The organism is Vibrio lentus (genome assembly GCF_002875945.1).
Lineage (GTDB): Bacteria > Pseudomonadota > Gammaproteobacteria > Enterobacterales > Vibrionaceae > Vibrio > Vibrio apostichopi.
Genome location: NZ_MCZK01000143.1, coordinates 1 through 12,693, shown reverse-complemented (window position 1 = coordinate 12,693; position 12,693 = coordinate 1). Strand labels below are relative to the sequence as shown.

The window sequence follows — 12,693 nt, the reverse complement described above, 5'->3', positions numbered from 1 at the left end:
TTTTTATCCTAGATATAAGCCCGCGCATTATAGAGCAAAGGTTGGAGAACCAAAAGCGAGATAGCTCAATGCGATCCACATAAAAAGCGAAAGCGACCCACTTACAAAAGAAAAGCGCACTAAATAGCGCGCTCTTATGTGATTTACTTACCTAAGTCTCGCTAAACCGAGAAGGTTAGGTTAACTGTGAAGGCTACGTAAACCGACAGCTTAATACGGAACAGGGTAGCGCTTAAACACGGTGTTGATATCAGCAAGGATCTCTTCTGACAGTGGCTTACTGAAAGCCGCCACATTCTCTTTCAACTGCTCCATGGTCGTTGCGCCAATAATGGTAGAGGTAACACCATCAACTTGGTTACACCATGCCAATGCAAGCTGGCTTGGTGTAAATCCATGAGTGTTTGCGACTTCAACATACCCTTTTACTGCTTCATTGGCCGATTCAGTGTCACGGAAAATGCCTTTGCGTTGCATGTAGGTCCAGCGGCTGCCTTCCGGTCTTGCTCCATCAATGTATTTTCCACTGAGCATTCCTCCGGCTAAAGGCGACCAAGGCAGGTAAGCGACATCTTCATGCACGCAGTTTTCAATTAAATACGGCCAGTCTTTCCCGTGAAGTAGGCTGAATTCATTCTGAATAGAGACCATACGCGGTAAATCGTGTTTTTCGCTCAGTTTGAGGTACGTATTGATGCCCCAAGTAGTGTCATCTGAAAGGCCGACATGACGAATCTTTCCGGCTTTAATGCAGCTCGCTAGCGCTTGAAGGATCTCCAGCATCTCCGCTTCATGCTGCTTTCGGTCGATATCACTGAAGCGAATTTGATTTGGGAATTGTTTGCCAAAGTGAGGCGTCGTTCGATTTGGCCAATGCAGTTGATATAGGTCGATATAGTCAGTTTGTAGGCGTTTTAATGACGCATCAACTGCTGCGATTACGGCTTCACCCGTTATCGGGGCTCCATCTCGAACCCAAGGAAGTCCCGGCCCTGCTATTTTGCTCGCAATGATCAGCTCTTGGCGACGCTGCGGGTGACGCGATAACCAGTTACCAATGATGGCTTCTGTTTTGCCGTAGGTATCAGGGGAAGGCGGAACTGCGTACATTTCTGCAGTGTCGATAAAGTTAATACCTTGGCTTAGCGCGTACTCGATCTGTTGGTCGGCTTGCTGTTGCGTATTTTGCAGCCCCCAAGTCATGCTACCAAGACAGATTCGGGAAACGGGAATTTGACTACTTCCTAGTTTTGAGTATTCCATTGAATTCGGGATTCCTGTGGTTAAGTTCTCTGGTTCTCGCATAAAAGTGTTTGAAAAGAGGGCGAGTGAGGAATGAAAACGAATATGAATTATTAGCACAAAATGACACGACAAGGTATGGATTGGGCAAGTTTAATGAGTCATTTCTCAATGCAACGAATGAGTTAGCTGGATGATTGAGAAGCAACAAACAAAAGACGTGATAGATAACAAGGTGTTAATAGTGTTGGTGCTTTAATGGAACGGCATGGGAATGGGGGAAAAGGTCAGAGACAAAAGAGCTCTACATCATAGTGAAGTAGAGCTCTTTTTTAGGGGTTCTATAAATACGTTCTGAGTATTGATTAAGTTACGAGGTCGCGTTTGAATCAAGCCCACCCTGGGTTTGCGCGTGCCTTAGTGCTTCCTGTCTTTGAACTTCTTTCTCAGTTAATACTGGTTGAAGTGTTTCCTCTGATGCTTGAGGAGAGAAAATGAAATACTTATTAATCGTCATAACTGTGTCTCCGTGTAACGTATGACAGATTCTGCATCAAGGATAAATTGTGATCATCATCCACTTTGTACTTTTTATAGGCTGAGAGCGGAGGGCGTAGAATGCGTACAAAGCGATCTCTTATCATCCGTATGCAATATTGAACTGACGAAACCCTCTGATTTCAAGTATAGGAAGCTTGTCTAATTTCGCACAATAATGATTTAGAGCAATTACATACATGGTCAGGGGCGTAAGATGAAAAGCCTCGCGACTGACTCTGCGTAGGTAATTCCCTAACAATAAAATACTTACCTATATTAAGTATTAAGTCAGTAAATCAATTACTTAATCCATGGTGAAATGAATTATGGAAAAGCTTGTAGAACGTTTTCTGAATTACGTTACTTTTGATACCAAATCCGATCCTTCTAATCAGCAGTGCCCAAGTTCACCGGGTCAAATCACGTTTGCTGAAGCTTTAAAGTCAGAACTGATCGCATTAGAGCTAGTTGATGTTTCTTTAGATGAAAATGGATATTTGATGGCGAAACTGCCGTCGAATGTTGATTATCTAGTGCCGGCTATAGGTTTTGTCGCGCATATGGATACCGCCCCTGATGCTTCAGGTGCAAACGTGAAGCCGCAGGTGATTAAAGATTACCAAGGTGGAACGATTGAATTAGGCACAAGTGGCGAATGTTTAAATCCAAGCCAATACCCAGACCTTGATGCCCTGCATGGTCATGACCTGATCACAACCGATGGCACGACTCTGCTTGGTGCCGACAACAAGGCGGGTATCGCTGAGATCATCAGTTCGATTGCTCACCTAAAAGCGAATCCAGACATCAAACACGGTGACATTTGCATCGGTTTCACGCCAGATGAAGAAATTGGTCGTGGTGCGAACCTGTTTGATGTTGAGAGGTTCGGTGCAGAGTGGGCGTACACCATTGATGGTGGTCCAGTCGGCGAGTTGGAATTTGAGAACTTCAATGCCACGAGCGCCGATGTTATCTGTCATGGCGTAAACGTTCATCCGGGGACCGCAAAAGGTAAGATGGTCAACGCGATGAACCTTGCGGCGCAATTCCAATTGATGATGCCAGCACAAGAAACACCTGAGTGCACAGAAGGTTATGAAGGTTTTTATCATCTGAAATCGGCTGAAATGGGCGTTGCTCGTTCTGAACTGGGTTACATCATCCGTGACTTTGAGCGTGAAGGCGTAGAAGCTCGTAAAGTATTCATGCAACAGAAAGTCGATGAACTGAACGAACGTCTAGAAAAAGGTCGTGTTGAGTTAGTGCTTACCGATAGTTACTTCAATATGAAAGAGATGGTTGAACCACATCAACATATTATCGAGTTGGCCAAACAAGCGATGATTGAGTGCGATGTTGAGCCAATGATCAAACCTATACGAGGCGGAACTGACGGCGCTCGCTTATCTTTCATGGGGCTACCGTGTCCGAATATCTTTACTGGCGGCTACAACTTCCACGGTATTCATGAGTTCATTACCATTCAAGGCATGGAACAAGCGGTAGAAGTGATTGTGAAACTCTCTCAACGTACCGCTATTCACTATCAAAAATAGCCGCCTAAAACGCGATATCTCTTTGTATTTTTGAGAGTATTCATTAATACTCTCTTTAAGCATAAGGGAGTACGCGATGAAAAAGTTAGTTTTACTTTGCACCCACTTAGCCGTGGGTGCTTTTGGTTTTGGGCTTGGTGTCTACGCACTACCTATCTTGATTGAGCCTGATTCTCCTTCCTCAAGTTCTGTTGAAGCGATCAGTCAGCAGGCGATCTATACAGGTGAGTTCAGCAAAGACCGACAAGACAGTGACTTTTTGCATTGGGGAGAGGGCATCGTCTCTGTCTCTGAAAGTGCGATAGCTTTTGAAGGTGAATTGGCGCCGGGGCCGGATTATAAGGTTTACCTATCACCTAAGTTTATCGAAACCGAACAAATCTTCAATGACAGCAAGAGCGAGTTACTTCGAGTCGGAGACGTGAAAACATTTGACCGGTTTATGGTTGAACTTCCCGAAGGTACTGATCTTAATCGATTTAATACGGTTGTGATTTGGTGTGAAACTTTTGGCCAATTTATTACTTCTGCCAAGATAAAATGATAGCCTTACCTAAGCTGATTTAGGCATGAAAGAAAGCGCTCTATTTTTGAGCGCTTTTTTATAATGCGTTTCTAAGTTGCGTCAATCGTTGTAAAGCTAATGGTTTTAATGTTCGTCGTTATAAATGTAATGCTAAAGGAATAAGTAATGGAAAAGATGTGGCAAGTAATAGATTTCCTACTCGCTCATAAGTTTATTTTTAGTGCACTGATCATCTGCATTATTTTAATAATCCGACGAATCACTTTGTCTCGAATCCGTGGTGATGTCGCTTTTCTAAGTGAAGACCAACGTAATTGGATGTCACGCACCAAGAACGGTACGTTTGCCATTATTATGGTCACTTTGTTTGTGCTGTGGAAATCTGAAATCAGCGAATTTGCGCTGTCTGTTACGGCTATTGCGGTGGCGATAGTCGTGGCTTCAAAAGAGATCATTCTCTGTTTCACAGGCTCTATTCAGCGTGCCAGTTCTCGCTCATTCCGAATTGGTGATTGGATTGAGGTAGGGAAGATCAGTGGTGAGGTGATTGAGCACAATTTGATGGCGACTGTGATTCAAGAAATCGATTTATATCACGGGCAATACCATTTCACTGGCAAGACCGCCACGCTACCTAACAGCATGTTCTTCACTTATCCGGTAAAGAACCTCAACTTCATGAAGCGCTATGTTTATCACAACTTTTTTGTGACGGTAAAAGACTTTGTCAATCTATACCCAATGGTGCCGGATCTTATCGTGAAAATTGAAGAGCATTGTGAAGAGTTTATCGATGTTGCCCGTCGTTATAATGGTGTGATCGAGAAACATGCCGGTGTCGATCTTCCTGGTTCTGAGCCTCATATTCATATCACGAGCAGTTCTACCGGTGAGCAAGAAGTGCATTTTATGATTTTCTGCCCGACAGAAAAGGCGATTCATCTAGAGCAAGATATTCGTAAAGACTTCATGGAAGCTTACGCGTTGGCATTTCCCCCAGTGACTAATACTGTGCTAGAAGCTAGTAAGTCTGAATAAAAAGAAAGCCGAGATCGAATATATCGACTCTCGGCTTTTTTGTATTTGGGGTCTAGCTATTTGTGAATGATTAATCCAGCTCAGCGAGTGGTAACCAATCAACTTGTACGCCAGCTTGTTCGAACATATCTTGGCTAACTTTGATCTTATCTCCCCAACGAGAGAGGAAGTCTTCGCTTTGCTCTGGGCAGTGAACCGCAGAAATACCCGTTTGGATAATTTTTGCTGCACAGTTTGGACAAGGGAAATGGGTTACCCAAATTTCACAGCTGTCTAAATCACGCTTCGCAAACAAGATCGCATTTTCTTCCGCATGCAGCGTCTTGAGGTATTTCATTTCACGGTCGTCAGTGTCAGCACTGTCAGATACGCCATGAGGGTAGCCGTTGAAACCTACTGAGACGATACGGTTGTGCTTGGTGATCACCGCGCCAACTTGAGTTGATGGGTCTTTACTCCAAGAACCAACAAGCTCAGCCATTTGATAAAAACGTTTAGCCCATTTTGAGATCATGTGAATTACCCTAGTCATTAAATATGAATGCTTATGTGTGAAGATACATGATGTTAATCAAAACACCTAGCTACTAAGTGTGCGAAGAGGCTATTTGGGATAAATTTGTTATTTATTTGTAAGTGTTTTATAAGCATCAGGTTTCTGGTTACACGTTGAAACACTTTTCAAGTGATAATTGATATTCCTCGGACATTTTAGACATTTGTGTTACGTAACTTTTATGCTGTTCAATTTCTCATAAGTGACGGTATAACCATGCGTAAAAAGTTAATCCTTACGGCTCTTGCAAGCTCTCTAATTCTTGCTGGATGTGGGCAAGATGCTCAGAATGCCAAGCAAGCGCTTTTACCTCTCGTAGCTGTACAGGATGTTAGCGTTATTTCTCACCAGCAAAGTAAGTCGTACATCGGTCGTATTGAGGCCGTTGAAGACACGGCGATCACTGCGCAGGTTTCAGGCTACCTAAAAGGCCGTCATTTTGATGAAGGCCAAATGGTCGAAAAAGGTCAACTGCTGTATTCGATCGAGCCATCATCATTCGAAGCTGAAGTAGCCAGTGCAAAAGCGTCTGTAGCTCAAGCTAATGCGAATCTTAAAAAAGCCGAACTTGATTTCAACCGTGGTAAGAATCTACTTCCGAAAGGCAGTATTTCTCAATCGGAATTTGATGCTTTAACCGCTTCTTTATTGGGCTCTCAAGCTCAACTTGAAGCAAGCAACGCACAATTGAATGCGGCGAATGTCCAGCTTTCTCATACCCGAATCGTAGCACCTTTCTCAGGCCGTATTAGTGATACTAAAGTGAGCCACGGTGACCTAGTGTCTCCTTCGGCTGGCGTATTAACTACGTTGGTGAGCTTAGACCCGATTCATGCGTCTTTCAGTATCAGTGAGCGTGAACGTTTAGCGTTAGGTATGGACCGTATTGAAGGCGATGGCAGCAGCGATTCTGATCGTGTTGAAGTGCAGATCATGCTGGAAAACGGTGAAGCATTCGAACACTTAGGTAAGCTCGATTTCTTAGGTAACCGCATCAACCTGAATACAGGTACGATCGCAATGCGTGCTATCGCTGATAACCCTGAACAACAACTGCTTCCAGGCCAACACGTTCGTGTCAATCTTAGAGAAAAACAGTCTATCGACGTGGTGACCATCCCAAGACGTGCGGTTCAAACCGACCTTGAGGGTGATTTTGTGATGCTGCTGGTTGAAGGTGGTGAATCACCGATTGCCGAGCGTCGCAATATTGAAATGGGACGCCAAGTTGCCAATGGTGTGATCATTCTTTCTGGTTTAGGGCAGGGTGACTCTGTTCTCACTCAGGGTTTGCAGCGAGTTCGTAACGGTATGGCGGTACGTATTCAACCTGCAGCTTCAGAAAAAAGTGAGTAAGGGCCCTAATCTATGTTAAGTCGTTTCTTTATACAAAGGCCTAAATTCGCCCTTGTTATATCCATTATATTGACACTGGCAGGTGCGATCTCGCTCGCTATCTTGCCGGTGGCTGAATATCCAAAAATTAGCCCGCCTTCTGTAAGCGTTATGGCTTACTACACAGGTGCAAGTGCAGAGGTAGTAGAACAAGCGATTGCCGACCCGATAGAGACTTCGGTCAACGGGGTAGAAGATATGATCTACATGTCTTCGAAAAGTGCGAACGATGGTTCTTACAACCTTAACGTGACGTTTGACGTTGGTACTGACCCAGATATGGCTCAGGTCAACGTTCAAAACCGAGTTGCTCAAATCGAATCGAAGCTTCCTCAAGAAGTAAGAATGGTAGGTGTAACGGTTAAGAAGCGTTCTCCTGACCTTTTGATGGTATTGAACTTCTACTCTCCAAATGGTGAGTACGATGACCAATTCCTGATCAACTACGTAAACTTAAACATTAAAGACCAGTTGGCACGTGTGTCGGGTATTAGTGAAGTGAACGTACTAGGTGGCGGCGAATATTCGATGCGTGTTTGGTTGGACCCAGAAAAAATGGCCAACTTGAACCTAACGACATCAGATGTCCATGCTGCGTTGGCGGAACAAAACGTTCAAGTCGCGGCGGGTCGTATTGGTGCTGCACCTTATGCCAACCCTCAAGAAGTTCAGTTTAACTTAGTGACCAAAGGTCGTCTTGAAACGGCGGACGAATTTGAGAACGTGGTACTTCGTGCAAGCCAAGATGGCTCAACCGTTTATCTGAAAGATGTTGCTCGTGTTGAACTGGGTAAGAAGTTCTACGACGGTAACGGTAAATACCGTGGTCAAGACGCTTCAATCGTAACGCTTTCTCTACAGTCTGATGCAAACGCATTGGAAAGTGGTAAAGCGGTAATGGCGATGCTGGATAACCTAAGCAAAAACTTCCCAGAAGGTGTTGCTTACGAAGCGAGTTACGACACAACGGTTTTCGTTGCAGAGTCGATTAAGGGCGTAGTGAAAACGCTGATCGAAGCTATCTTGCTGGTTATCGCGGTTACGTATCTGTTCTTGGGCAGTGCGCGTGCGACCTTGATTCCTGTAGTTGCGATTCCTGTGTCGTTGATCGGTACTTTTGCCATCATGCAGATGACGGGCTTTACCATCAACACGGTAACTCTGTTTGGTTTGATATTGGCGATTGGTATCGTGGTAGATGATGCGATCTTGGTTATCGAAAACGTTGATACAACGATGGCCAAAGATCCAACGATCTCTCCTCGTAAAGCAACGCTTATTGCGATGAAAGAAGTAACAGGCCCGATTGTTACGTCAACTTTGGTTCTACTAGCGGTATTCATCCCAGTAGCGATGCTGCCAGGTATTACCGGTATTATGTATCGTCAGTTCGCTCTGACTATCTGTATCGCGGTTGTTATCTCGTCGATTAACGCTCTGACCTTGTCTCCGGCATTGTGTTCATTGGTTCTTAAGCAGGGTGGTGGTAACACGGCTCGCTGGTACCAAGCGTTTAATCGTGGTCTAGAATCTGTAACCAATAAGTACGGTCAAATTGCTGGCTTCTTAGTTAAGAAAGGCGTTCTGCTGTTCACTTTCTTCGTGGTTGCTTTGGCTGCGGTGACTTACTTCTCGAAAACAACGTCAACGGCGTTCGTTCCTCAAGAAGATAAAGGTATTTTGCTGGTTAACGTTCAGTTGCCAGATGCTGCGTCTCTGTCTCGTACAGAAGACGTGACTGAGCAATTGCTTGAAATGGTTGAGCAAGAGCCAGGCGTTGATGGTGTGACTTTGGTTAATGGTTATGCATTCATGACAGGCGCTTCTGCGTCAAATGGTGCGTCGCTATTTATCAAACTACACGATTGGGACATGCGTAATGCGTTAGATGGTGAGCATTCAGCTCAAGCTATCTCGCAACGTATTAACGGTCGAGCGGCCACTGAACTTCCTCAAGCTATCGTTTTTGCTATGGGGCCACCTGCAGTTCCAGGTATGGGCGCAGCTTCTGGTTTCGAATTTGTTCTCGAAGACACACTGGGTCGTAGCCGGACTGATCTGGCGATGGTAATGAATGACGTGATTGCTGAGGCGACGAAACAGCCTGAGATTTCACACACATTCAGTACGTTCCGTGCCAACGTGCCTCACTACTATGTCGACATCGATCGTGAGAAAGCGCAGCAACTCGGTATTCCGTTGTCGGAAATATTCCAAACATTACAAGGTAATCTAGGTTCGCTTTACGTGAACGATTTCACCATGTTTGGTAAGAACTTCCGTGTAACAATGCAAGCGGACAGCGAACACCGTAGCAGCATGGATGACCTACAACGGTTCCACGTACGCTCGTCTAATGGTGAAATGATCCCGCTAAGTACATTAGTAACGTACGACCAAATCTTTGAACCAGATGTGGCATGGCGTTACAACATGTACCGCAGTGCGGTGATTCAAGGTCAACCTGCAGAAGGTTACTCAAGTGGTGATGCGATTGCAGCGATGGAACGTGTTGCGGCAGATGTATTACCTCAGGGTTATCAGTACGAATGGACAGGTATGGCGTATCAAGAAGTGCTTGCTGGTAACCAAGCGATTTTCGCTTTTGCACTGGCATTGATCTTCATTTACTTGTTCATGGTGGCTCAGTACGAGAGTTGGACGATCCCTATAGCGATTATCTTAGTTGTTCCTGTCGCGACGTTAGGCTCCTTCTTAGCTTTGAACCTGACTGGAACGCCGCTTAACCTCTATGCGCAGATAGGTTTGGTACTCTTGATAGCCTTGGCCGCGAAGAACGCAATCTTGATTGTGGAATTCGCGAAGGTTGAGCGTGAAGACAAAGATGCGTCAATTGAAGATGCGGCAGTGAAGGGCGGTACGCTACGTTTCCGTGCTGTAAATATGACGTCTTGGTCGTTTATATTGGGTATCTTCCCATTGATCTTCGCTGCTGGTGCAGGTCACGTGAGTCAGAACTCGTTGGGTATTTCCCTGATCGGCGGTCTGCTATGTGTGTTACTGGCTGGTACCTTCTTGATTCCAGGTTTCTATGCATTTGTGCAGCGTAAGCGTGAAAAAGCACACGGTGGTAACACTAAGTTGATTCCACTCGATGATGAGTAAAGAAACCTTTTACTCATAGGAACGATTTTCTTATAGAAATCGTTTCCTTATAAAAATTATTCCCTTACGAAAAATAAGGCTTAGTGTGATGCTAAGCCTTTTTCTTATTCCGAACGTGAATAAAAAAGTAGTTTATATAATCAGATGTTTATTATGTGATGGAGTTAACACTCTAAAATTAGGTGTCTAATAAAATGATGTTTTATTTTTAAGTTATTGATATTTAATTGGAAGTGGTGGTTCAGCTAACGTTTGTACGCTCGAAAACATTTGCACAATAGTGTGAAGTGTTTCAAAATTAACACGTTATATTGAAATTTTTTGTGCACTGAGGTTCTTATGAAGGTCATTGATTTATTTAAACACCGAGGCGATAGCGTTTCTTCGCAACACTCAGAGTTTATGCAATGGATGTCTCCAGCTCTTAGAGAGTATTGGGGCGACTTCCTGAACCGCACGCAAAATAGTCATTTCTTCGCATGGGTTCGTGATCACCACCAACCTGCAGTAAATGAAGATGCACCAGTTATGCCGATCGAGAAGCCGATCGAAATTAAGCCTGAAGCACAACTTGTGTTGAATGAGCTTAATCAGCAGATCGGTGAAGTTATTCATACTGGCGATTGGATTAATGTAAGTCAAGAGCGCATTAACCAGTTTGGTTTAGTGACTGAAGATATGCAGTGGATCCATACTGAGCCTTCTAAGGCAGAAACGGATTCACCTTTCAAAACGACTATCGCTCATGGCTTTTTAACTTTGTCTCTTCTTCCTAGATTGACTGACAGCGTTGATCCAGATAAATCTCAATTCCCAACGGCTAAAATGGTTGTGAACATTGGTCTTAACCAAGTTCGTTTTCCTTACCCTGTTAAGTCAGGCAGCAACGTTCGCGCTAAGAGCACGTTGACAAAAGTAACGCCGATTAAAAAGGGTCTAGAGATTGAACGCGAAATCCGCGTAGAAATCGAAGGGGTTCGTCGCCCTGGTGCAGTGATTGTGTCGGTGATTCAACTTCATTTCTAATACTCTGTTTTAAGATAAATGATTCTCAAACGAAGATTATAGATTCCAAAAAAAAGAGAGAGCTTAATGCTCTCTCTTTTTTGTTTGTGTCATATCAAATCGACATCACAGCGTTATTCACATAATCAAAAGCCCAAAAGCCCAAAAGCCCAAAAGCCCAAAAGCCCTTATCTTACTTAATACGCGTGTAGCTACTTAATGCGTGTGTAGCCGTATTCTTCGATCAGATCTTGCCCTTGCTTTGACTTCACGAACTTAATGAAATCTTTGCTTTCATCTGAAACTTCATCTGTTTTGTGCAGTAACAAAAATGGACGAGCCAATTCGTAGCTGTGGTTAGCAATGTTCTTTGATGTTGGTTCAATGCCTTCAAACGTAATCGCTTTAATCGAATGGTCTACAGAACCAACAGAGATAAAACCAATGGCGTGTGGGTTATGGTTAACAATCGTCTTTACCATGCTGTTGCTGTTTACAACCAAGTTATTTGGGTTGATGTCAGACACTAGACGGTCGTTAATGATTTTCGTTAAACCCAGTAAGCTTTCAAAGCTGTAGCGTGAACCAGAAGAAGCTTCACGAGTCACAACCGCGATAGGTTGATCCGCTCCGCCCACTTGTTTCCAATTGGTTACCTTACCTTTGTAGATATCGAACAGCTGTTCACGAGTGATGTTATTCACACCGTTTGAACGGTTTGTTACGACTGCTAGGCCGTCAAAGGCAATTGGAAATACCTTCAACTTTTCGTTCTGTTCACGATCAGTTAAGTAGCGTGAGCTCATACCAACATCCGCCACACCTTTATTCACCATGGTAATGCCAGCTGTCGAGCCTATGCCCTGAACCGCGATGTAATTATCAGGATGAGTCTTGTTGTACTCCTCTGCTAATACATCCATCACTCGCGCAACAGAAGTGGAGCCCGAAATATTGGTTTCTTGTGCAAAAGCAGCGTGAGAAGACAGGGCCAAGGATAAAAGAGAGGCAAGCGCGACTCGTAACATAAACAACTCCTAATTAATAACATTTGTCGCATATGATAGGTCGGTTATATGACACTTTTGTGAAATTCTATACTCATGCTTTATGAGAGCTGGGCTGGTTCATGAACGTAGGACTGCTTTACCAGATAAGAGAGGATATGAGAGCAAGGTTGGTATTTTGTTCGCCCTTGTTCGCTAAAATGTTGGTTGAGTCCTAAGCTAATGAGAGAAATTAGCGACTTATTGAATTTCTATGAAGTTAGAAGGGGTGTTATGTCCGTCATTCATATAGAACTTAACCGGCTTTTAATTGGGGCTGAAAGGCTCTGTACTTCTCGAAATCGCAGTTTACCTGTCGAGCTAGGCAAATCCCTATTTGAAGAGTGTGAGGGCGGTGTGCTGTTCTCTCAGGCGCATTATCTGCTCGACTCATCCCATAGTGATTATACCAACGAGATCGCCTGCGTTACCTTTGATGAGTCATTATCTTGTTGGCTGGTGATGGTGCCACTTGAAACTGAAGTCAGCACCGATTCCGTTAATTGGGGACCTTATCCCTACCTTCCTAAATCTAAGGACCTTGATGCTATTCTGTCTGAAATAGAAAAAGATCCTAAGTCTTATTTTTGGTCCTAGTCACGGTCTTGGTTCTGGCGGTGGTTGAGTCTTGGTTCACCCAACTGAAGTGGCATAGTGAAT

The 12,693-nt window shown here is 44.1% G+C and carries 11 protein-coding genes; 7 read left to right on the top strand and 4 right to left on the bottom strand.

The genetic code is table 11. The annotated features are described in order from the left end of the window. Nucleotides 1-210: 210 nt before the first annotated feature. Both BCT49_RS15820 and BCT49_RS25920 read right to left on the bottom strand, forming a co-directional pair. Nucleotides 211-1,263, bottom strand: a complete 1,053-nt coding sequence (locus BCT49_RS15820) for an aldo/keto reductase (protein WP_102436465.1) — start codon at nt 1,261-1,263, stop codon at nt 211-213. Nucleotides 1,264-1,612: 349 nt separating this feature from the next. After that, nucleotides 1,613-1,759 carry a hypothetical protein gene (locus tag BCT49_RS25920; RefSeq protein ID WP_198595871.1) on the bottom strand — a complete coding sequence of 49 codons (147 nt, stop codon included), beginning with the start codon at nt 1,757-1,759 and terminating at the stop codon, nt 1,613-1,615. Between the two features lie 349 nt (nt 1,760-2,108). Between BCT49_RS25920 and pepT the strand changes: the two genes are divergently transcribed. The 3 genes from pepT to BCT49_RS15805 all read left to right on the top strand — a co-directional run bounded on the left by pepT (nt 2,109) and on the right by BCT49_RS15805 (nt 4,905). Then, entirely contained in the window at nt 2,109-3,341 is a 1,233-nt protein-coding gene (pepT, locus tag BCT49_RS15815) for a peptidase T (RefSeq protein WP_102436463.1), read from the top strand. Between the two features lie 76 nt (nt 3,342-3,417). Then, nucleotides 3,418-3,885 (top strand): DM13 domain-containing protein, encoded by a 468-nt coding sequence (locus BCT49_RS15810; protein WP_102436461.1) that lies wholly within the window; start codon nt 3,418-3,420, stop codon nt 3,883-3,885. A gap of 147 nt (nt 3,886-4,032) precedes the next feature. Next, nucleotides 4,033-4,905, top strand: a complete 873-nt coding sequence (locus BCT49_RS15805) for a mechanosensitive ion channel family protein (protein WP_102436459.1) — start codon at nt 4,033-4,035, stop codon at nt 4,903-4,905. A 70-nt stretch (nt 4,906-4,975) separates the two neighbouring features. On the opposite strand, the gene BCT49_RS15800 is transcribed toward BCT49_RS15805, so the two are convergent. Beyond that, a complete protein-coding gene (locus BCT49_RS15800; RefSeq protein WP_102436457.1) occupies nt 4,976-5,419 on the bottom strand; it encodes a dCMP deaminase family protein in 444 nt (147 codons plus the stop codon). Nucleotides 5,420-5,677: 258 nt separating this feature from the next. Here BCT49_RS15800 and BCT49_RS15795 point away from each other — a divergent pair, with 258 nt between their 5' ends. From BCT49_RS15795 to BCT49_RS15785, 3 genes are all read left to right on the top strand, one after another. Beyond that, a complete protein-coding gene (locus BCT49_RS15795) occupies nt 5,678-6,817 on the top strand; it encodes an efflux RND transporter periplasmic adaptor subunit (protein WP_102436455.1) in 1,140 nt (379 codons plus the stop codon). A gap of 12 nt (nt 6,818-6,829) precedes the next feature. After that, the gene (locus BCT49_RS15790; RefSeq protein WP_102436453.1) at nt 6,830-9,982 is read left to right on the top strand and encodes an efflux RND transporter permease subunit; all 3,153 of its coding nucleotides are present in this window, start codon (nt 6,830-6,832) and stop codon (nt 9,980-9,982) included. Between the two features lie 339 nt (nt 9,983-10,321). Beyond that, nucleotides 10,322-11,008: a MaoC family dehydratase gene (locus BCT49_RS15785; RefSeq protein ID WP_065111383.1), complete on the top strand. Its 687-nt coding sequence runs from the start codon at nt 10,322-10,324 to the stop codon at nt 11,006-11,008. Nucleotides 11,009-11,199: 191 nt separating this feature from the next. Here the strand turns inward: BCT49_RS15785 and BCT49_RS15780 are convergent, their stop codons facing one another. Next, nucleotides 11,200-12,015, bottom strand: a complete 816-nt coding sequence (locus tag BCT49_RS15780; RefSeq protein ID WP_102436451.1) for a phosphate ABC transporter substrate-binding protein — start codon at nt 12,013-12,015, stop codon at nt 11,200-11,202. Between the two features lie 252 nt (nt 12,016-12,267). On the opposite strand from BCT49_RS15780, the gene BCT49_RS15775 reads away from it, so the two are divergent. Next, nucleotides 12,268-12,630, top strand: a complete 363-nt coding sequence (locus tag BCT49_RS15775; protein WP_102436449.1) for a DUF3024 domain-containing protein — start codon at nt 12,268-12,270, stop codon at nt 12,628-12,630. Nucleotides 12,631-12,693 lie beyond the last annotated feature (63 nt).